Raw genomic sequence first — 20,113 nt, 5'->3', positions numbered from 1 at the left:
TTGCTAATTTAAATGAATGGCGATGAAGGCACTCGACGTCGAGGCGGTGCAGGCCTTTGTCCTGGTGGCCGACCTCAGCAGCTTCACGCGCGCGGCGCAGGTCATGGAGACCACGCAGTCCGCGGTCAGCCTGAAGATCAGGCGTCTGGAAGACGGGCTCGGCCGGCGGCTGCTGGAGCGGACGCCGCGGCTGGTCAGGCTGTCCGCGGAAGGGGCCGCCTTCCTCGGCGCGGCGCGCAATCTCGTGGCCGCGCATCAATCGGCGATCGGGTCGTTTGCCGTCGAACATCGGCGATTGGTGGTCGGCATCAGCCACCACATCGTGGGATCGGAACTGGCCTCGCTGTTGAAGCGGATGAACACCACCGATCCGGGACTGGTGATCCAGCTGCACGTCGATACGTCACGCTCGGTGCTCAGCGCATTCGACGACGGCAAGCTCGATGCTGCGATCGTGCTGCGCCACGACGCCAAGCGCCGCGATGGCGACGTGCTGTTCGAAGAACCCTTCGGCTGGATGGCCGCGCCCGATTTTCACCATCGGCCGGGCGAGCCGCTGCGCCTGGCGACGCAAGCCGAGCCGTGCAGCGTGCGCGCGATGGCGGTCGAGGCTCTCGACGCTGCCGGCATCGCCTGGACCGAGGCGTTCGTCGGTGGCGGGCTTGCGACGATCGGGGCCGCGATTTCCGCGGGCCTTGCCGTCGCAGCGCTGGCGCGCCGAGTGGCGCCAGCCGATACCGTCGACCTCGGACCGCGGCTAGGCCTGCCGCCACTGCCGTCGCGCGACGTCATGCTTCACTCAAAACTGTCAGACGCACGGACACGGCGGGCGTTGCGCACATTAGGTGCGGCCTTCGCGGCGAACGCGGTCTGAGCGGCTCGTCGTCCAAACGATGTGTCAGCCTGACGCGGCCGCCGACACCAAGCGTTAACTTTCCCCGGCTACGTCCAAAGCCGGACTTGGGAGTGCCGCGTATGGACATGATGAGCATGGTCACCAGCATCCTGTCGATGCAGCAGGGCAACCTGCAGGGCGAGATCGCGACCCGTGTGACCAAGCAGAACCTCGACGCGGAAAAGTTCGCCGTTCAGACCCTGCTCGGCAGTCCTTCCACCGCGAACTTGTCCCCCGGCGTCGGCGGCAACCTCAACGCCGTCGCCTGATCAGAACCCCGCTGCGGCCGGCCCCAGCGCCGCCTTCACCAGCTTGATCGCGTCGTCGCTCGCCCATTCGGCGGGGCCGGCGATATTGGCGATTTCGCAGCCCTTGCCGTCGACCAGCACCGAGGTCGGCATGCCCAGCGCCTTGCCTATGTTCTTAAGATCTTGAAAGACCTTGGCTTTCTGGTCGCTGAAATAGCCGAGATTGGTCAGATTGGCCTCTCTCAGGAAATTCTTCGGCTTGTCCGGGTCGCGGGTGTCGATGTTGATCGCGACCACCTCGAAATCCTTGCCGCCGAGCTTGGTCTGCAGGCTGTCGAGCGCCGGCATTTCCTTGCGGCAGGGCACGCACCAGGTCGCCCACAAATTGACGAGTACCGTCTTGCCGCGCCAGTCCGAGAGCTTCTTCGGTTGGCCGTTGGCGTCCTCGAAGGCGAGGTCCGGCAGCCTCAAGGGGGTGGTCGCCATGGTCAGCGCCGCGACCTCGCCATGGGCGAGCGGGGCGATCTTCTTGGCCAGATCCACCGCGCTGTTGCAGGCGACGTCGCCACCCGCGGGATGCTTGAGGCCGGAGACCCCGACATAGCCGATCGCGGCCCCGGCCAGCACGGCGCCGATCACCAGCGGGATGCGCCACCGGGCGGCAGGCTTGGCGGTCGGTTCGGACGGGGTCGTCTCGGGCATATCGTTTGTCATCCTGGGTCAGATGTGGCTAAGCAATGCCGGGAATACGACCGGAACCGCCATGCCGTTTCGCCGCTCCGGCGATGAAACCGCACGGCCTGCAATACAAATTCGTGAGCGAGAAGTCATGAGCAACAAGATGTGGGGCGGCCGGTTCTCGGAGCGTCCCGACGCGATCATGGAGGAAATCAACGTCTCCATCGACGTCGACCGTCACCTTTATGCCCAGGACATCGCCGCGTCCAAGGCCCACGCCGCAATGCTCGCTGCACAGGGCATCATCACCGCTGCTGATGCGAAAAATATCGGCAAAGGTCTAGACACGATTTTGTCAGAAATCGGCAAGGGCGATTTCGACTTCAAGCGCGCGCTCGAAGACATCCATATGAACGTCGAGTCGCGGCTGTCCGAATTGATCGGGCCCGCGGCGGGCCGGCTGCACACTGCGCGCTCGCGCAATGACCAGGTCGCGACCGATTTCCGCCTCTACGTCCGCGACACCATTGATGAGACCGATGCGGCGCTGGCCGCGTTCCAGGAGGCCTTGGTCGCCCGCGCGCTGGAGCATGCCGGAACCGTGATGCCTGGCTTCACCCATCTGCAGACCGCCCAACCCGTGACCTTCGGCCATCATCTCTTGGCCTATGTCGAGATGGCCAGCCGCGACCGCGGCCGCTTTACCGATGCGCGCAAGCGGCTGAACGAATCGCCGCTCGGCGCTGCCGCACTGGCCGGCACCTCGTTTCCGATCGACCGTGCCGCGACCGCCAAGGCGCTCGGCTTCGACCGTCCGATGGCCAATTCGCTCGACGCGGTCTCCGACCGCGATTTCGTGCTGGAGACGTTGTCGGCGGCTGCAATCTGCGCGGTGCACATGTCGCGTTTCGCCGAGGAGATCGTGATCTGGACCTCGCCGCTGGTCGGCCTCGTCAGGCTCAGCGACAAGTTCACGACGGGATCGTCGATCATGCCGCAGAAGCGCAATCCGGACGCGGCCGAGCTCGTGCGCGCCAAGACCGGCCGCGTGATTGGCGCGCTCACCGCGCTGCTGATCGTGATGAAGGGCCTGCCGCTCGCCTATCAAAAGGACATGCAGGAGGACAAGCAGGGCGCGATGGAGGCGTTCGCGGCGCTGTCGCTCGCAATCCGCGCCATGACCGGCATGGTCGAGGACCTGGTGCCGGACGCGGCGAAGATGAAGGCCGCCGCCGGCGAGGGCTACGCCACCGCGACCGACCTTGCCGATTGGCTGGTGCGCACCCTGAGAATGCCGTTCCGCGACGCCCACCACGTTACCGGGCGGATCGTCGGCCTGGCCTCGCAGGAGGGCGTGGCACTGCACGAGCTGCCGCTGAAGGCCATGCAGGAGGTCGAGCCGAAGATCACGGCCGACGCCTTGAAGGTGCTCAGCGTCGAATCCTCGGTGCAGAGCCGGACCTCGTTTGGCGGCACGGCGCCGAAGAATGTGACGGCGCAAGCCAAAGCCTGGGCCAAGCGGCTGGAAAAAGAGCGAAAATCGGGCTGATCGCGAAAATTTGGCCGTGATTTCGTGGCCCTCCGCCTCTCGCCAGAGCACACCAATGTTTGTATGGTGCGGCCCGAATTGGGGATTTCGTCGTGACTAGCAAGAACCGCCTGACCCCCTCGGGATGGGCCATGATTGTGCTGAGCGTATCAGCGCTGACGCTCGGCGGCTGCGGCCGCAAGGGGCCGCTCGACCTGCCGCCGACCGCGAACGCCGCGCCGGGCACGACAGCGGCGCCGGGCGATACCGAGAGCGAGCGGGCGGCGCAGCCCAGCGTGTTCAACCCGACCTATGGATCGGATGCCGCGCCGGCCGCATCGAAAGGCAATAAACGGCCCTTCATCCTCGATCCGCTGCTCGGCAACTAGTATTCAAAGCGTGTCATGCACCATTTCGACTATCGCAACGGCGTGCTGCATGCCGAGGCGGTCAATCTCATTGACCTGGCGGAAGCCGTCGGCACGCCGTTCTATTGCTATTCGACGGCGACGCTGGAACGGCACTACCGCGTCTTCACCGAAGCCTTCGCCGGCGAGAAGGCGCTGGTCTGCTACGCCATGAAGGCGAACTCCAACCAGTCGGTGCTGCGCACGCTGGCGAAGCTCGGTGCCGGCGCCGACGTGGTGTCCGGCGGCGAGTTGAAGCGGGCGCTGGCGGCCGGCATTCCGCCGTCGAAGATCGTGTTCTCTGGCGTCGGCAAGACCGAGGCTGAGCTGCGCGCCGCGCTCGCCACCGACATCCTCTGCATCAACATCGAGTCCGAGCCGGAGCTCGAGATGCTGTCGCGGCTGGCGGTCGAGATGAAGACGACGGCGCGGATCTCGGTGCGGGTCAATCCGGACGTCGATGCCGGCACGCATGCCAAGATTTCGACCGGCAAGTCGGAGAACAAGTTCGGCATTCCGATCGCACGCGCCCGCGAGGTCTATGCCCGCGCCGCGAAGCTGCCCGGCATCAAGATCACCGGCACCGACGTCCATATCGGCAGCCAGATCACCGATCTCGGCCCGCTGGAGGCTGCCTTCCGCCTGCTCGCCGATTTCGTGCAGACACTGCGCGCCGACGGCCACGACATCTCCCATGTCGATTTCGGCGGCGGCCTCGGCATTCCCTATTACATGGACCGCGCCGCGCCGCCGGCGCCGGATGCCTATGCCGCGATGGTCAAGCGCGTCACGCATAATCTCGGCTGCACGCTGATGTTCGAGCCGGGCCGCATGATCGTCGGCAATGCCGGCATCCTCGTCACCCGCGTGATCCATGTGAAGCCGGGCGATGCCAAGAACTTCGTCATCATCGACGCCGCGATGAACGACCTGATCCGGCCGACGCTGTATGAAGCGCATCACGATATCCTGCCGGTGCGCCAGCCCGCGCCTGATACCCCGACCATGGTCGCCGATGTGGTCGGGCCGGTCTGCGAGACCGGCGACTATCTCGCGCTCGACCGCGCGCTGCCGCAGCCGAAGGCCGGCGATCTCCTCGCGATCATGACCGCCGGCGCCTATGGCGCGGTGCAGGCCGGCACCTACAACACCCGGCCCTTGGTGCCGGAAGTGCTGGTCAAGGACGACCAGTATGCGATCGTTCGCCCGCGCATCGACGTCGACGCGCTGATTGCGATGGACAAGCCCGCGCCGTGGTTGTGAGGCACACTGGCACCTCATTCTCGGTGTCGTCCCTGCCTAGTGCGCAATTGCGCACGGGAGCAGGGACCCATAACCACCGCTCTTGATTGTTGTATTGAGCTGGGCCCCAGCTCAGCTAAACCACAAACGCCTGTGGTTATGGGTCCCGGGTCGCGCTTCGCTTGCCCGGGACGACAGCGTTTAATTCGGCGAGAGCGTTATTTCGCGGCGTGGCTACCGCCCTTGCCGCCACCCACGATCACGCCCGCGGCCTTCTCGATCGGCTTGATCGCGGCGGTGAAATCCGACTCCGGTCCTTCCTCGCGGATGATCACCTCCCAGAGCCGGCCGACCGCTTCGGCGACCTCCATCGAAAGCCCGAGCGAGCGCATCTCCTCGACCGCGAGCCGCACGTCCTTCACCATCAACCCGGTGGCGAAGCCGAAATCGAAGCTGCGCGGCAAGACCGAACGCGGAAACTTGTCGCGGCTCGCGGTGTTCAGCCCCGAGCCCGCATTGATGACATCGATCATCACGGCCGGATCGAGCCCGGACTTGACGCCCATCACCACCGCTTCCGAGGTCGCGACCATCGCGGTCGCCGATAGGAAGTTGTTGGCGAGCTTCATGGTCTGGCCGGAGCCCGGCTTGGTGCCGATGAAGAACACCTTGCCGATCACGTCGAGCGCGGATTTCACCAGCTCGAAATCGGCGCGCGGGCCCGACACCATCACCGCCAGCGTGCCTTTCTCGGCGCCGGAGACGCCGCCGGACACCGGGCTGTCGATCTGCACGATGTTCTTTTTCGCCAGCAGGTCGTGGATCTTCACTGCCATCTGTGAGCCGACGGTGGAGAGATCGATGAAGCGCTTGACGCGCGTGCCCTCGATCACGCCGCCGGTGCCGGTCGCGACCTCGAGCGAGGCCTGCAGCGAGGGCAGGCTCGCCATCACGGTCTCGACCCGGTCGGCGACGTCCTTGGGCGAGGTTGCAGCCTCAGCGCCGAGCGCGACCAGCTTGTCGAGCGCGTCCTTGCTTGTGTCGAACACGGTGAGCTTTTGGCCGGCCTCGATCAGCCGGCGCGCCATCGGGAAGCCCATCTTCCCGAGGCCGATGAATCCGATTTCCATGAGTCGTTTCCTTGTTCTTCGTTGTTGCGAGGAGAGCGAAGCAAGACGTCCCCCAGCCTCGGTGTCGTCCTGGCGAAAGCCAGGACCCATAACCACTGCTCTTGATGATTGCGCGGAGCTGGGGCTCCAGCATCTCTAACCACGAAGACCTGTGGTTATGGGTCCCGGCTTTCGCAGGGACGACGATGCGGAGGCAGCAGCGCCTTACGCCTTGTTGTCGAGTTCGGCGAACACCTCGCGCGCGATGCGGAAGCTGTCGACGCCGGCGGGGATGCCGGCATAGATCGAGACCTGCATGAAGATCTCGCGGATCTCGTCGCGGGACACGCCGTTGGTCAGCGCGCCCTTGATGTGCGCCTTCAGTTCGTGCGGCCGGTTCAGGATCGAGATCATGGCGAGGTTGAGCATGCTGCGGGTCTTGCGCGGCAGCTCCTCGCGGCCCCAGACCGCGCCCCAGCAATATTCGGTGACCAGTTCCTGGAACGGCTTGTTGAAGCTGTCCGAATTCTTCAGCGCATTGTTGACATAGGCCTCGCCGAGCACCGCCTTGCGGATTTCGAGCCCCTTGTCGTGCGTTTTTTGGTCCATATCGTTTCCTCATGCGTTAAGGCGTTGGTTCGGGCCGGGAAGTTACGGGGTCGAACCGCCGCAGTCACGCCTTCGTGTTATGCGTATTTCCCGGTGTGGGTTACGCCCCGGAACGGGTGCCTCAAAGCCGCCGCTGTGCTAAGCTGACCTGCCGGCTACCCCGGAGATTTTATTGAGCGGAGCCAACATCGACCCGTCCGACAACGCCTCACGCGCCGTCCGCGACAGCGATGCGATCGCGCGGCTGAAACTGACCGAGGCGCTGCAGCGGGCAAGATTTGCGATTGCGTGGGAACGGTCGTGGCCGCATCTGGCGCGGTTCCTGACGGTCGTGGGTCTGTTCCTGGTCGCGTCCTGGGCCGGGCTTTGGCTGGTGCTGCCGTTTGTCGCACGCGTCGCCGGCGCCGGCCTGTTCGCGATTGCCGCCCTCGCGATGCTGTTGCCACTGCTGCGCTTCCGCTGGCCGAGCCGGGAAGAGGGCCTGAGCCGGCTCGACCGCGGCGCCGGCATCCGGCATCGCCCGGCGACCACGCTCTCCGATACGCTCACCAACAAGGATCCGTTCGCGCTGGCGCTGTGGCAGGCGCAGCGCGAGCGCACGCTGGCCTCGATCAAGCGCATCCGCGCCGGGCTGCCGCGGCCGCGCGTCTCGCTGCACGACCCCTGGGCGCTGCGCGCGCTGGTCATCGTGATGCTGGTCGCAACCTATGTCGCCGCCGGCGACGAGCGCGGCCTGCGGGTCGCCTCCGCGTTCGACTGGAACGGCATCATGGCGCCGCCCAATGTCCGGGTCGATGCCTGGGTAACGCCGCCGAACTACACCGGCAAGCCGCCGATCATCCTGTCGAACGCCAACAAGGATGCCGCCGCGGCCGACAATGGCCCGCTCGCGGTTCCGGCCGGCAGCACGCTTTTGGTGCGCTCCAGCGGAGGCACCATCGACGTCGTCGTCGGTGGCGGCCTCACCGAGGTCGCGCCCGACGGGCAGGCGCCCAAGGGCACCAACGAGCGGCACTTCAAGATCGTCGCCGACGGCACCGCGCATGTCCGCGCGCCGGCCGGCCAGCCGCAGTGGAAATTCACCGCGACGCCGGACCGCCCGCCGTCGATCGCGCTCGCCAAGGATCCGGAGCGGCAGGCGCGCGGTTCGCTGCAGATGTCCTACCGGCTCGAGGACGATTACGGCGTCAGCGAAGCACGCGCGCAGTTCGCGGCGCGGCCAGGCGATGCGCCCAAGGATGCTGCCAAGGATGCCGACGGCAAGGCGGCGCAGCCGCGTCCGCTGTTCGAGCCGCCGCAATTCGCGCTGGTGCTGCCCAATGCGCGCACCCGCAACGGCGTCGGCCAGACCGTCAAGGACCTCAGCGAAGATCCCTATGCCGGCGCCGACGTCACGCTGACGCTGACGGCCAAGGATGAGGCCGGCAATGAGGGCAAGAGCGAGCCGTTCAACATGCGGCTGCCCGAGCGCCTGTTCACCAAGCCGCTGGCGCGCGCGCTGATCGAGCAGCGCCGCATCCTGGCGCTCGACGCCAACCAGAACGGCCAGGTGTTCGCCGCGCTCGAGGCGCTGATGATCGCGCCGGAAATGTTCATGCCGGAGACCGGCTATTATCTCGGCCTCCACACCGTCAGCCGCCAGCTCGAGGCGGCACGCACCGACGACCAGCTGCGCGGGGTCGTGGCCAGCCTGTGGGCGCTCGCCGTCACCATCGAGGACGGCAACATCTCCGACGTCGACAAGGCGCTGCGCGCGGCGCAGGACGCGCTGAAGCAGGCGCTGGACCGCGGCGCAACCGACGAGGAGATCAAGAAGCTCACCGACAATCTGCGCGCGGCGCTGGACAATTTCCTGCGCCAGCTCGCCGAGCAGTTCCGCAACAATCCGCAGCAGCTCGCCCGGCCGCTCGATCCGAACGCCAAGGTGTTGAGCCAGCAGGATCTCAAGAACATGCTCGACCGCATGGAGCGGCTGTCGCGCTCCGGCGACAAGGATGCGGCGCGGCAGCTGCTCGAGCAGATGCAGCAGATGCTCGAAAACCTGCAGATGGCGCAGCCCAATCAGGGCGACGACGACATGCAGCAGTCGCTCAACGAGCTCGGCGACATGATCCGCAAGCAGCAGCAGTTGCGCGACAAGACCTTCAAGCAGGGCCAGGATTCCCGCCGCGACCGCATGCGCGGCAAGCAGGGCGAGCAGTCGATGGGCGACCTGCAGCAGGATCAGCAGGCGCTGCGCGACCGGCTGAAGAAGCTGCAGGAAGAGCTCGCCAAGCGCGGCATGGGTCCGGATCAGCGCGGCCAGAAGGGCCAGGGTCAGAAGGGCGACCAGGCCCAGCAGGGAGACCAAGGCGATCAGGGCGATGACGGCGACGGGCTCGACCAGGCCGACTCCGCGATGGGCGATGCCTCCGGCCGGCTCGGCGAGGGCAATGCCGACGGCGCGGTGGACTCGCAGGGACGCGCGCTCGATGCGCTGCGCAAGGGCGCGCAGAGCCTTGCGGACGCGATGCAGCAGGGCGATGGCGACCAGCCGGGCGATGGCCCCGGCAATCGCGCCGGCCGTCAGCAGAGCGGCGGCAACCAGACCGATCCGCTCGGCCGTCCGTTGCACGGCCGCGAATTCGGCGACGATTACACGGTGAAGATCCCCGGCGAGATCGACGTCCAGCGCGTCCGCCGCATCCTCGAAGAACTGCGCCGCCGCCTCGCCGATCCGTCACGGCCGCAGCTCGAGCTCGACTACATCGAGCGGCTGCTGAAGGATTATTGAGCCGCCGCACATTCCACTGTCATCGCCCGGCTCGACCGGGCGATCCAGTATTCCAGAGACGTCAGCGATCGAATCGAGAAGCCGCGGCTTACTGGATGCCCCGCCGGAGCCTGTCATCGGGCGCGCGCGTTCGCGCGACCCGGTGGCGGGGCATGACGAGGTTGTGTGTGGGGGTTGCTTTGCGCGCAATGACGGCGTGCGAATATCCGTCTCCGCACACACCTCGTCATGCGCGGGGCTTGACCCGCGCATCCATCAAGCTTCGCAAGACTCATTTTGAAGATGGATTGCCGGGGTAAGCCCGGCAATGACGGCTAGCTCGCCTTCCGCGCCGCCAGCGCGTCCGCCACCGCGGTGCGGATATCGGCCACCGAGAACGGCTTCGTCACCACATCATGCACGATCGCCTCGAGGCCTGAGGCGCGCTCGCGCTGATGGGCGAAGCCGGTCATCAGCAGGATCTTCAGCTCCGGGAAGTCGCGCGCCGCGGTCAGCGCCAGCGCGATGCCGTCCATGACCGGCATCTGGATGTCGGTGAGCAGGAGGTCGAACGCGCCTTCATCGCGCGTCAGCATCTCCAGCGCCTCGGCGCCGTCCTGCGCGGTCACGGTCTCGTGGCCGTCCATGGCGATGGCGCGCGCCACCAGCGAGCGCATCGAGTCTTCGTCGTCGGCGATCAGAACACGCGTCATGGCGATGGGTCGGTTTCCGAGAGTGTTTGCCGGCGGCTCAGGCCCGGCCGCCGGTGAGATCGTGCTTGTTGAAAAAGCGTACGTCGATATTGCGGCCTTCGGGCGGCGGCGAGGCGAGGCGCGACTTGAAGAAGGCGCGCTCGCCGGGATTGAGCACCGGCTGCTCCAGTACCGCATTCCAGGCATAGATTTCCGCGCCCTGCGCGTCGCGGACCGAGAAGCGCAGCCGCGGCAATTCGACCGGCTTCCTGGTCTGGCCGACGATCATGCCCTCGATCACCAGCACCGGCTTGCCGTCCACGGTCTCGTTGGTGATCTTGAGGTCCTTGAAGGCGAGCCCGCGCAGATTCACGTCGAGCCCGACCATCTTGTAGAACAGGGCGGTCTGCGGCAGCAGCCGCACCACGTCGTTGCGCCAGACGAACAGCGCGATGATCAGCGCGGCCATGGCGCCGCAGGTGGTCGGCAGGGCGCCGATCACGGGCATGAAGGGAATTCGGGGCAGGGAGGGCAGCCGGAACAGGCGGGGAAGCCGCGGCAGGCGGAAGCGGCGCTTGGTTCCGGTCACCTCCTGGCCGTCGGCATGGGCAGCGGCATCCGCCGCGGCGACCGCCGGCCACGCGGTGGCGTCGCTCTCGCTGGGCAAATCGGCTGAAATCGAGGGGCTTTCGACCACCGGGGTCTCGTCAGCCTCCTCCCGGCCCATCGTGTCCCATTCGGCGGCGAGATCGGAGCCGGCGGACTGATGGGCCAAGGCGGGCGCCGTCACCCCGACGGCGTCCTCCGGCCGGGCCAGCCAAACCTCCCGGCAGCGGGAACAACGGACGCTGCGCCCGGCCTCCCCCAGGGTGGCCGGATTGATGGCGTAGGATGTTGTACAATGCGGGCAAACGATATGCATGGAGCCGAATCTCCACCGTGTGGTATGCCCGGATGCTACTTAGCGACCGTTAACGAATCGGAAACCATAACTGACGCACAACCTTTCTGTGCGGTTCGCGGCCGGTCGGCCGGCAGTATGGGGTACTCGGCCATCGGCCCTCTCGAACGGAGCTAGCGCATTGGTTCGGTTCGAAAATGTCGGTTTGCGCTACGGGCTCGGCCCGGAGATTTTGCGCGACCTCTCGTTCATGATCCCGGCGCATTCGTTCCAGTTCCTCACCGGCCCGTCCGGCGCCGGCAAGACCTCGCTGCTGCGGCTGTTGTTCCTGTCGCTGCGGCCGACCCGCGGGCTGGTCAATCTGTTCGGCAAGGACGTCTCGCTGCTGAGCAAGGACCAGGTCGCCGACCTGCGCAAACGGATCGGTATCGTGCTGCAGGATTTTCGCCTGCTCGACCACATGACGACCTACGAGAATGTCGCGCTGCCGTTCCGGGTGATGGGCCGCGACGAATCGAGCTACCGCCGCGAGGTGATCGACCTCCTGAAATGGGTCGGCCTCGGCGAGCGCATGGATGCGCTGCCGCCGATTCTATCGGGCGGCGAGAAGCAGCGCGCGGCGATCGCGCGCGCGGTGATCTCGCGGCCGCAATTGCTGCTGGCGGACGAGCCGACCGGCAGTGTCGATCCGACGCTCGGGCGCCGCCTGTTGCGGCTGTTCATCGAGCTCAACAAATCGGGCACCGCTGTTATCATCGCGACCCACGACATCACGCTGATGGATCAATACGAGGCGCGGCGGCTGGTGCTGCATCAGGGACGGCTGCACATCTATGAGTAGGAGCGGCGACGAGAAAGTGTCGTTGGTCGATCTCGGGCGCGAACGCCCGCAGGTCCCGGCCACGGCGCGCAACATGTCGCCGATCGTGCCGCGCGCCTCGATCTCGGGCCGCGCGCTGGTCGCGGTGGTCGCGATCATGACCTTCCTCGCCTCGCTGACGACGGGCACCGTGCTCTTGGTCAGTGCATCCGCGGCCGAATGGCAGTCCGAAGTGTCGAGCGAGATCACCATCCAGGTGCGCCCCTCGCCGGGCCGCGACCTCGATCGCGACGCGCAGGCGGCTGCGGATGCGATGCGGGCGCAGTCCGGCATTCTCGAGGTCCGGCCGTTCAGCAAGGAGGAATCCGCCAAGCTGCTGGAGCCGTGGCTCGGCAGCGGGCTCTCGATCGAGGAACTGCCGGTGCCGCGCGTCATCGTGGCGCGGGTGCAGCCCGGCACCACGCTCGATCTCGCCGCGCTGCGCGCGCGGGTGACGCAGGTGGCGCCGACCGCAAGCGTCGACGACCACCGCGCCTGGATCGAGCGCATGCGCTCGATGACCGGCGCCACCGTGTTTGCCGGCGTCGGCATCCTGATCCTCGTGATCATCGCCACCATCATCTCGGTGTCGTTTGCGACCCGCGGCGCGATGGCGTCCAACCGTCCGATCGTCGAGGTGCTGCATTTCGTCGGCGCCGGCGACAGCTACATCGCCAACCGCTTCCTGCGGCATTTCCTTCGGCTCGGCCTTGAAGGCGGGTTGATCGGCGGCGGTGCGGCGATGCTGGCGTTCGGCTTCTCCGAGTCGATCGCCAACTGGTTCTCCGGCACGCCGGTGGGCGACCAGTTCGCGGCGCTGCTCGGCACGTTCTCGCTGCGCCCGTCGGGCTATCTGGTGCTGGCGATGCAGGCGGTGCTGATCGCGGCGATCACCGCCTGGGCGTCGCGGCGCACTTTGTTCGCCACGCTCGACGACATCGACTGACGGCGCACGACAGCGCAACCATGAGGTCAGTCGCGTGATCGCGTTTCGCCGCCAGAGTGTGATCCCGCGCGTATTCGCGCAGCCGTCGTCACGGCAAAACCGGGTTTCCACTTTTCCAGTTCATGCATTAAAATCGCCCGGGGGGAAGGGTAACCGCATCACATGAGTTTGCAGTCCGACGATACGTCGCCGAATGGCCATGCCGCGCGCCCGCGCGGCTGGCTGCGCGCCGTCATCGTCGCGCCGCTGGCGTTCGGCTTCGTTGCCGCGGCGCTGGGCTTTGTCGGCTTCCTCTCGCAATTGCGCGGCGTCGAGAGCGACCCGCCGCACAATGCCGACGGCATCGTGGTGCTGACCGGCGGCTCGTCGCGGGTGTCGGACGCGATGGAATTGCTCGCCGCAGGCTACGGCAAGCGGCTGTTGATCTCGGGCGTGCACCCGACCAACGACGCCGGTGACATCTCCCGCTCGGTGCCCGACAGTCGGGGGCTGATGAGCTGCTGCGTCGATCTCGACCGCTCGGCGGTCAACACCCGCAGCAATGCGGCGGAGACGCGGCGCTGGGCGCGCGAGCGCGGCTTCAAATCGCTGATCGTGGTGACCTCGAACTACCACATGCCGCGCGCGATCGTGGAACTGTCACATGCGATGCCCGACGTCACGCTGATCCCGTTCGCCGTGGTGGGCGACAAATGGCGCGATGAGCCGTGGTGGACCAGTGGCGGAACCTTCCGTCTCTTGCTATCGGAATACGCCAAATATGTCGCCGCGGAGGTCCGGGTGCGGCTCGCCGATATCGGCCTCGACCTGACCTCCGATCTCGCCGAGCCGGCAGCCGCACCGCGCCGCCCGGCGACGGCGCAGGCGAACTAATGTATCAGGCACCGTCATTCCGGGGCGCGAAGCGAACCCGGAATCTCGAGATTCCGGGTCTGGTGCTTGCGCACTATCCCGGAATGACGGTGTAGAGGATAGTGTTGAGAATGACGTCGATCTTCCTGCGCTCGCTGATCTTCAACGTGCTGTTCTATCTGGTGCTGGTCGTGCTCTGCATCGTCGCGCTGCCGGCGCTGCTGCTGCCGCGCGGCGCGATGATGGCACTCGAAGCCGCCTGGGCCAGCATCAGCCTGTTCCTGATGCGCGTGGTCTGCAACATCATGATCGAGTTTCGCGGCGTCGAGAAGATTCCGAAGGGACCGCTGGTGATCGCCTCGAAGCACCAGTCGTTCTGGGAGACGTTTGCGCTGGTGCGCTTCTTCGACCATCCGCTGTTCATCCTCAAGCGCGAGCTGATGATGATCCCGGTGTTCGGCTGGTACCTCAAGAAGGTCGGCATGATCTCGGTGGAGCGTGGCGGTGGCCCGCGCTCGCTGATCAAGACGCTGAAGCGCGCGGCGACCGAGGTGAAGCTTGGCCGTCAGCTCGTGATCTTTCCCGAGGGCACGCGCACCGCGCCCGGTGCTGTGCCGAACTACAAGGCCGGCGTCGCGCAGATCTATGGCGAGAGCGGCGTGCCGTGCCTGCCGGTCGCGCTCAATTCCGGGCTGTTCTGGCCGCGCCGCACCTTCATGCGCTATCCCGGCACGCTGGTGGTCGAATTCCTCGATCCGTTGCCGCCGGGTTTGCCGCGCGACGAGTTCATGACCCGCCTGCGCGACCAGATCGAGACCGCCACCAGCCGCATCGTCGAGGCCGGCCGTGCCGAGCAGGCGCAATTGTTCGGCGGCGTGCCGAGCGAGGCGAAGGGTTAGGGCGGAAGCCTTTCCACAAATCGCCGTGCCCGAAGCGGTCGTCCCACGGCTGGATGGCCGCTCAATCTCCATCCCTATTGTTTCGGAAGATTGCCGGCCAACCGCCCTCTGTAACCATCGGTGGATCGCATCAACATTTTCCGAAACGTGAACGCGACAGTCGGAGATCTGTCACAGCAGTGTTGCGATCCGCCGCTTATGAGCAATCCATTTTGATCTTCAAAAAATGGGGGCTCTCGGATGTTCAAGACAATCTCCACACCACAAACAATCGGCCGCGCAATTGTCCGGTGCCTGATCGCGGGGACGGCTCTCTCACCGGTGCTGTTCGCAGTCCATCCGGCCTTTTCCCAGACTGCAGGCAATTCGCACGAATTGCTCGTCAGCGGCGCGCTCTACGCGGGCAAGCCGTCGACCGTCGCCGTGGGCCAGACCCTGCCGACCGGCGGGAAGGCGGTGGCTGACGGCACCTATCCGACGGTCTTCAACAATGTGGCTGTTGATTCGAACTTCGGCGTGACTGCGCCGGTCGTGATCAAGAGGTATCATCTGGAAAGCGATCGCCTTCGCGAAATCGGCGCGCTGACCGTGCCGGCGGACGTGGCGGTGACGAGCTTCAGCTCCAAGTCCGAATTGTCGCTCCATTTGTCGCCCGACGGCAAGGCCGTGACATTCATGGGCTACGACGCCGCAGTGAACGAGCTGGACGTTTCCAACTCCAATTCACCCAACCATGTCGATCCCACCAATCCGGACACCAGCGTGCATGCACGCGTGGTGGCGGAACTCGGTTTCGACGGGTCATTGCACCGGACCAAGGTCAACGTTTATAGCGGCGACAATGGCCGCGGCGCGATCCGCGCCAACAAAGTCAATGGCACCCGGGCCGACCAGTATTTCACGGTCGGCAATGCCGGCAACGGCAGCGGCACCCAGCCGGTGCTGATCGTCAATGACACCGGCGTTCAACTCGCGACGCCGGGTAGCGATGGTTCTGACACCGTGGTTGGCGTGCAGCAGGGAACGCCCGGCAGCAAGAACGGCTTTCAGTTCGGCTTCTCCGTCGGCCAGCTGGGCTTTGCCGCGGACAAGTCCGGCAAGGACGACAATTTCCGCGGTCTCGCGATCTCTGACAACACGCTCTACGTAACCAAGGGCAGCGGAAGCAACGGCATCAACACGGTCTATCAGGTCGGCGCGCCGGGAGTTCTCCCGACCCGGGAGACGGCTTCTTCGACAGCGTTCAGCATTCTTCCGGGTTTCCCGAGCAATCCTTCGGTGAACTCCGGCGCGAACGGCTTCTATCCCTTCGGCATCTGGTTTGCCAATGCGACGACGCTTTATGTCGCCCAGGAGGGTGACGGCAATCTGGCCGACGCGGCAACCTCACCGACGGCGGGCCTTCAGAAATGGGTCTATGCGAACGGCAGCTGGAGCCTTGCTTATACGCTGCAGAAGGGGCTGAACCTCGGCACGGCCTATCATGTGAAGGGATATCCGACTGACCCGGCAACGGGCGGCCTGCGCAACATCACCGGCCGCGTGAACCGCAACGGCACGGCGACGATCTTCGCCGTGACGTCGACGGCGAGCAATTCGGTCGAGCCCGGCGCCGATCCGAATCTGGTGGTCGCCATCACGGACAAGGTGGCGGCGACGGCGCTTCCGGCGAATGAGGCCTTCGATGTCGTCGTGCCGCCGGCCTTCGGCATGGTCTATCGCGGCGTGTCGTTCGCTCCCGTCAATTGCGACGGCGATCATGGCCGGATGAAGGACCGTGGCCGCGGCAATGACGACGGCAAAAACCCGCAGGACGATGTCTGCGGTCCAACCAGGATCGCGGCGGGTCACTGATCGTCCGTAGTGACCGGAGCTCTGCTGGCTCCGTGTGCAAGGGGGGTGACGCGGCCGGCGTCATCCGGGTCGGCGGTTACGAAGGAGCACAAGCGGCGGCTCAACCGCCGGCTTGTCGCTCGGCTAGCTCGGTAATCGGGCGGGATTGGCAACCATCCGGGTTCTGCTAGGCTGCCATCGTTCTTGTCATCAACAGCAACGCTGGTGAACGACGATGAAACTGGTTGCTGCGACGGCCGTCATCCTGATCTGGTCTTGCCTCCCGGCGACAGCGCAGCAACGCGCCGCCGCGCTCTACGCGCAACGCTGCGCGCAGTGCCACGACAGCGGCAACGCGGATAGTCGCGTGCCGAGCCGCGCCGCGCTGCAGGCAAAATCGTTCGACGAGGTTCTGGGTGCGATCACCACGGGCGCGATGGCATCCTTCGCGCAGGGGCTGACCGGTGACGAGCGCGCGGCGGTCGCCTCGCTCGTCACCGGCAAGGCCGCGTCGCATGCGTCGACTGAGAATGCGGGCCAATGCGCGCCGAGCGAGGCCGGCTTTCCACAACCGATCGATGGGCCAGGGTGGAACGGTTGGGGCGCGGATCTCAACAACAGCCGGTTTCAGCCGGCGGCAACGGCCGGCCTCACGCCAGATGAAGTCCCCCGATTACGTCTGAAATGGGCGTTCGGATTCCCGAACACGTCCACAGCCTTCGCTCAGCCGACGGTCGTCGGCGGCGTGCTGTTTGTCGGCGGCGGCGACCGCAAGGTGCACGCCCTCGACGCCAAAAGCGGATGCACCCGCTGGGTGTTTCCGACCGAGGCGGCGGTCCGGACCGCGATCAGTTTTGCCCCGCTGGACAACGGCCAGCCCGCCATCTTCTTTGGCGATCTGTTCGCCAACGTCTACGCCGTGAATGCCGTGACCGGCGCGCTGATTTGGAAGAGCAGGGCCGACGATCATCTGGCCGCCCGGATCACCGGCGCGCCAGTCTTCCATTCCGGCGTCGTCTATGTCGGGGTTTCATCGATCGAGGAGGCCACGGGGTCGCGGCCGACCTACCAATGCTGCACGTTTCGCGGCAGCGTTGTTGCGCTCAACGCCGAGACCGGCGCGCAGATCTGGAAGAGCTACACCATCCCTGAAGCGCCGCATCCGACCAAGGCGAACGCCATCGGCACCCAGCTGTTCGGTCCGGCCGGAGCGTCGGTCTGGTCCGCGCCGACGATCGACGTGCAGCGCCAGGCGCTCTATGTCGCGACGTCGAACAGCTATGCCGACCCGGCAACCGACACGAGCGATGCCGTCCTCGCATTCGATCTGGCGACCGGCCGGATGCTTTGGCATCAGCAGGCCACGCCCAGGGACAGCTTCGTCGTTGCGTGTTTCGGCGCCGACCAGTCGAATTGTCCCGATAGTCGCGGCCCCGACCACGACTTCGGCCAATCGCCCATCCTGGTGAGCCTGCGCAGCGGGCAACGCGCGCTGGTGATCGGCCAGAAATCCGGCGTGGTCCATGCGCTGGATCCCGACCATGAGGGCAAGATCCTGTGGCAGACGCGGATCGGCCAGGGCGGCCCGTTGGGCGGGACCGAATGGGGCTCGGCTGCGGACCAGGACCGGATCTATGTCGCCAATTCGGACGTGCGGTTTCTAAGGGACGGCACGAGGCGTCTGAATTCAAGCGAAGGTGGCGGCCTGTTCGGGCTGGATCTTGTGACCGGGAAGATCACGATGCAGGTCGCGCCGGTGGCCTGTGGCGACCGCCCCCAGTGCAGCCCGGCGCTGTCGGCCGCGATCACTGTCATTCCCGGCGTCGTGTTCTCGGGCGGCGTGAGCGGCTTCTTGCGCGCCTATGCAACCGATGACGCACGGCTGCTTTGGGAGATCGACACCGCCCGCGACTACACCACGGTGAATGGCGTTGCGGCCCGTGGCGGTGCCATGGACGGGCCCGGCCCGATCGTTGTGGATCACATGCTGTACGTCAATTCCGGCTACGCGCAGTGGAGCGGATTGCCCGGCAACGTTCTGCTGGCCTTCGAGGTCGGCAATCCCTGATGGGCGCATCCGAAGTTGGGCGCCGGCGCCCAACTCCGTTCTGCGCATCTGCGCGCCAAATTGCGGTTGCCGGTGTGCCGCCGGTCAGTTCGGTGCGGACCCGGACACAACGCCCGGAACAGGAAAAGCCCGGCACATCTCCGTGCATTCCGACCTGAGGCGCGCGACGACCGTATCGTCTCCGTTCGCCCGCAGAGCCGCCGCGATGAACCCGCCGATACGCTGCATTTCGGCTTCCCCCATGCCGCGCGTGGTCGCCGCCGGCGTCCCGAGGCGAACGCCGCTCGGCCTGAGCGGCGGGCGCGGATCGTCCGGAATGATTTGCTTGTTGGTGGTGATGGCGATGGCATCGAGCACGTCCTCGGCGGCCCGCCCGTCCAGCCCGACGGATGCCGCCGTATCAACGACCATCATGTGATTGTCCGTCCCGTCGGTGACCAGCTTCATCCCGCGCTCCATCAGCGCGCCGGCGAGCACCTTCGCGTTGCGCAAGACCCGCCGCGCATAAGCCTGGAAATCCGCCGTCGCCGCTCGCTTGAGCGTCACGGCAATCCCGGCCACGACGTTCATGTGAGGTCCGCCCTGCAAACCGGGAAACACCGAAGCATCGATCCGGCCGGCATGTTCCTTGCGGCACAGGATGATCCCGCCGCGGGGGCCGCGCAGCGACTTGTGGGATGTCGTCGTCATGACGTCGAAGCCGGCATCGAGCGGATTGCGCATGACGTCAGCGGCAACCAGTCCGCCATAATGGCTGACGTCGGCCATCGTGAGCGCGCCGACTTCGTCGGCAATGCTCTTGAATGCCGCATAGTCGAGGTCGCGCGGATAGGAGCTGTAGCCGCACAACACCATCTTCGGGCGCGCGTCACGCGCCATCGCGCGCAATGCGTCGAAATCGATCGCGCCGCCGTTTGACGGCGCCGTCTTGTAGCGAATGAAGTTGAACAGGCGCCCCATGTGGGACACCGGCGCGCCGTGGGTGAGATGACCGCCATGGGACAGGTCCATGGCGAGAATGGTGTCGCCGGGATTCAACAGGCCGAGATAGACGGCCTGATTCATCGGTGATCCGGAAAGCGGCTGAACGTTGGCGTGCTCGGCACGAAACAGCGAGCAGGCCCGCTGCCGCGCGAGGTTCTCGATGTTGTCCGTATACTGCTGGCCGCCGTAGTATCGGCGTCCCGGATACCCTTCCGAATATTTATTGGTGAAGACGGAGCCGAGCAGTTCGAGCACCTCCGGGTAGGTGTAGTTCTCGGACGGAATCAGTTCGACGCCGTCCTGTTGACGGTGCTCTTCGCCCGCAAGGGCGGCGGCGATCTCTTGATCGTTGATGGACAGTTCGTTGCGAAACGACGGCATGCTCGGGCTCCTCAACACGCTGTTTTTCCAGCAGATGGGTTGCCCAGGCGATCGGCGTTGAAACCCTTCGCGCTTCACCGTGGTCAATTCCACGTTGGCTCGCCAGTCGCGCGAAAGGACGAATGAGCACGGAGACTCTTCGTGAGGCAGAACTTAGCCGACCGGCGGACCTTTCGCAACGACCAGTTCAATGACCGCGGACAAGGGCGATGCCACTTTCGTGGCCGACG

General features: G+C 65.8%; 18 protein-coding genes and 1 riboswitch. Of the genes, 12 read left to right on the top strand and 6 right to left on the bottom strand.

Annotated elements, in window-relative coordinates; translation table 11 throughout:
- Positions 1–16: 16 nt before the first annotated feature.
- Positions 17–874, top strand: coding sequence for a LysR substrate-binding domain-containing protein (locus K359_RS0113005; RefSeq protein ID WP_084518376.1), 858 nt, complete (start codon positions 17–19; stop codon positions 872–874).
- 101 nt (positions 875–975) lie between these two features.
- Positions 976–1,164 carry a putative motility protein gene (locus tag K359_RS0113000; RefSeq protein ID WP_029079739.1) on the top strand — a complete coding sequence of 63 codons (189 nt, stop codon included), beginning with the start codon at positions 976–978 and terminating at the stop codon, positions 1,162–1,164.
- Here the strand turns inward: K359_RS0113000 and K359_RS0112995 are convergent, their stop codons facing one another.
- Entirely contained in the window at positions 1,165–1,845 is a 681-nt protein-coding gene (locus K359_RS0112995; protein ID WP_029079738.1) for a TlpA disulfide reductase family protein, read from the bottom strand.
- A gap of 127 nt (positions 1,846–1,972) precedes the next feature.
- Here K359_RS0112995 and argH point away from each other — a divergent pair, with 127 nt between their 5' ends.
- The 3 genes from argH (at position 1,973) to lysA (ending at position 5,019) form a co-directional block, all read left to right on the top strand.
- Positions 1,973–3,370: an argininosuccinate lyase gene (gene argH / locus K359_RS0112990; protein ID WP_029079737.1), complete on the top strand. Its 1,398-nt coding sequence runs from the start codon at positions 1,973–1,975 to the stop codon at positions 3,368–3,370.
- A gap of 92 nt (positions 3,371–3,462) precedes the next feature.
- The gene (locus tag K359_RS0112985; RefSeq protein ID WP_029079736.1) at positions 3,463–3,738 is read left to right on the top strand and encodes a lipoprotein; all 276 of its coding nucleotides are present in this window, start codon (positions 3,463–3,465) and stop codon (positions 3,736–3,738) included.
- Between the two features lie 15 nt (positions 3,739–3,753).
- Positions 3,754–5,019, top strand: coding sequence for a diaminopimelate decarboxylase (gene lysA, locus K359_RS0112980; protein ID WP_029079735.1), 1,266 nt, complete (start codon positions 3,754–3,756; stop codon positions 5,017–5,019).
- 197 nt (positions 5,020–5,216) lie between these two features.
- Here lysA and K359_RS0112975 read toward each other — a convergent pair whose 3' ends face one another.
- Both K359_RS0112975 and K359_RS0112970 read right to left on the bottom strand, forming a co-directional pair.
- Entirely contained in the window at positions 5,217–6,128 is a 912-nt protein-coding gene (locus K359_RS0112975; RefSeq protein WP_029079734.1) for an NAD(P)-dependent oxidoreductase, read from the bottom strand.
- A gap of 204 nt (positions 6,129–6,332) precedes the next feature.
- Positions 6,333–6,716, bottom strand: coding sequence for a carboxymuconolactone decarboxylase family protein (locus K359_RS0112970; RefSeq protein ID WP_018268955.1), 384 nt, complete (start codon positions 6,714–6,716; stop codon positions 6,333–6,335).
- Between the two features lie 172 nt (positions 6,717–6,888).
- Here K359_RS0112970 and K359_RS0112965 point away from each other — a divergent pair, with 172 nt between their 5' ends.
- Positions 6,889–9,489 (top strand): TIGR02302 family protein, encoded by a 2,601-nt coding sequence (locus K359_RS0112965; RefSeq protein WP_029079733.1) that lies wholly within the window; start codon positions 6,889–6,891, stop codon positions 9,487–9,489.
- Positions 9,490–9,803: 314 nt separating this feature from the next.
- Here the strand turns inward: K359_RS0112965 and K359_RS0112960 are convergent, their stop codons facing one another.
- Entirely contained in the window at positions 9,804–10,181 is a 378-nt protein-coding gene (locus K359_RS0112960) for a response regulator (protein ID WP_029079732.1), read from the bottom strand.
- 37 nt (positions 10,182–10,218) lie between these two features.
- Entirely contained in the window at positions 10,219–11,082 is an 864-nt protein-coding gene (locus K359_RS0112955) for an MJ0042-type zinc finger domain-containing protein (RefSeq protein ID WP_029079731.1), read from the bottom strand.
- A 160-nt stretch (positions 11,083–11,242) separates the two neighbouring features.
- On the opposite strand from K359_RS0112955, the gene ftsE reads away from it, so the two are divergent.
- The 6 genes from ftsE to K359_RS0112925 all read left to right on the top strand — a co-directional run bounded on the left by ftsE (position 11,243) and on the right by K359_RS0112925 (position 18,518).
- A complete protein-coding gene (gene ftsE / locus K359_RS0112950; protein ID WP_029079730.1) occupies positions 11,243–11,902 on the top strand; it encodes a cell division ATP-binding protein FtsE in 660 nt (219 codons plus the stop codon).
- Positions 11,895–12,866 (top strand): ABC transporter permease, encoded by a 972-nt coding sequence (locus K359_RS0112945; protein WP_029079729.1) that lies wholly within the window; start codon positions 11,895–11,897, stop codon positions 12,864–12,866. Before ftsE ends, K359_RS0112945 begins: the two co-directional genes overlap by 8 nt.
- Positions 12,867–13,028: 162 nt before the next feature.
- Positions 13,029–13,739, top strand: a complete 711-nt coding sequence (locus K359_RS0112940; RefSeq protein ID WP_029079728.1) for a YdcF family protein — start codon at positions 13,029–13,031, stop codon at positions 13,737–13,739.
- A gap of 110 nt (positions 13,740–13,849) precedes the next feature.
- Positions 13,850–14,617, top strand: coding sequence for a 1-acyl-sn-glycerol-3-phosphate acyltransferase (locus K359_RS0112935; RefSeq protein WP_029079727.1), 768 nt, complete (start codon positions 13,850–13,852; stop codon positions 14,615–14,617).
- Positions 14,618–14,857: 240 nt separating this feature from the next.
- Positions 14,858–16,471, top strand: coding sequence for a hypothetical protein (locus tag K359_RS51815; RefSeq protein WP_156928474.1), 1,614 nt, complete (start codon positions 14,858–14,860; stop codon positions 16,469–16,471).
- Between the two features lie 214 nt (positions 16,472–16,685).
- On the top strand, positions 16,686–18,518 hold the full coding sequence (locus K359_RS0112925; protein ID WP_029079726.1) for a PQQ-binding-like beta-propeller repeat protein: 1,833 nt from the start codon (positions 16,686–16,688) through the stop codon (positions 18,516–18,518).
- Positions 18,519–18,602: 84 nt separating this feature from the next.
- Here the strand turns inward: K359_RS0112925 and glyA are convergent, their stop codons facing one another.
- Positions 18,603–19,883, bottom strand: a complete 1,281-nt coding sequence (gene glyA, locus K359_RS0112920; RefSeq protein ID WP_029079725.1) for a serine hydroxymethyltransferase — start codon at positions 19,881–19,883, stop codon at positions 18,603–18,605.
- Positions 19,884–19,917: 34 nt separating this feature from the next.
- Positions 19,918–20,003, bottom strand: a riboswitch (ZMP/ZTP riboswitch).
- Between the last annotated feature and the right edge of the window lie 110 nt (positions 20,004–20,113).

Origin of the sequence: Bradyrhizobium sp. th-b2, from assembly GCF_000426785.1 — a bacterium.
Classification (GTDB): Bacteria; Pseudomonadota; Alphaproteobacteria; order Rhizobiales; family Xanthobacteraceae; genus Bradyrhizobium; species Bradyrhizobium septentrionale.
Note: the sequence above shows the minus strand (reverse complement) of the source record. Positions and strands in the feature narration are given on the sequence as shown.

Excerpts from the sequence above, each read along its gene's own strand:
- K359_RS0113005 (WP_084518376.1), top strand. The coding sequence starts at position 17 with ATGGCGATGAAGGCACTCGACGTCGAGGCGGTGCAGGCCTTTGTCCTG.
- K359_RS0113000 (WP_029079739.1), top strand. The coding sequence starts at position 976 with ATGGACATGATGAGCATGGTCACCAGCATCCTGTCGATGCAGCAGGGC.
- K359_RS0112995 (WP_029079738.1), bottom strand. The coding sequence starts at position 1,845 with ATGCCCGAGACGACCCCGTCCGAACCGACCGCCAAGCCTGCCGCCCGG.
- argH (WP_029079737.1), top strand. The coding sequence starts at position 1,973 with ATGAGCAACAAGATGTGGGGCGGCCGGTTCTCGGAGCGTCCCGACGCG.
- lysA (WP_029079735.1), top strand. The coding sequence starts at position 3,754 with ATGCACCATTTCGACTATCGCAACGGCGTGCTGCATGCCGAGGCGGTC.
- K359_RS0112975 (WP_029079734.1), bottom strand. The coding sequence starts at position 6,128 with ATGGAAATCGGATTCATCGGCCTCGGGAAGATGGGCTTCCCGATGGCG.
- K359_RS0112970 (WP_018268955.1), bottom strand. The coding sequence starts at position 6,716 with ATGGACCAAAAAACGCACGACAAGGGGCTCGAAATCCGCAAGGCGGTG.
- K359_RS0112960 (WP_029079732.1), bottom strand. The coding sequence starts at position 10,181 with ATGACGCGTGTTCTGATCGCCGACGACGAAGACTCGATGCGCTCGCTG.
- K359_RS0112955 (WP_029079731.1), bottom strand. The coding sequence starts at position 11,082 with ATGCATATCGTTTGCCCGCATTGTACAACATCCTACGCCATCAATCCG.
- K359_RS0112945 (WP_029079729.1), top strand. The coding sequence starts at position 11,895 with ATGAGTAGGAGCGGCGACGAGAAAGTGTCGTTGGTCGATCTCGGGCGC.
- K359_RS0112940 (WP_029079728.1), top strand. The coding sequence starts at position 13,029 with ATGAGTTTGCAGTCCGACGATACGTCGCCGAATGGCCATGCCGCGCGC.
- K359_RS0112935 (WP_029079727.1), top strand. The coding sequence starts at position 13,850 with ATGACGTCGATCTTCCTGCGCTCGCTGATCTTCAACGTGCTGTTCTAT.
- K359_RS51815 (WP_156928474.1), top strand. The coding sequence starts at position 14,858 with ATGTTCAAGACAATCTCCACACCACAAACAATCGGCCGCGCAATTGTC.
- K359_RS0112925 (WP_029079726.1), top strand. The coding sequence starts at position 16,686 with ATGAAACTGGTTGCTGCGACGGCCGTCATCCTGATCTGGTCTTGCCTC.
- glyA (WP_029079725.1), bottom strand. The coding sequence starts at position 19,883 with ATGCCGTCGTTTCGCAACGAACTGTCCATCAACGATCAAGAGATCGCC.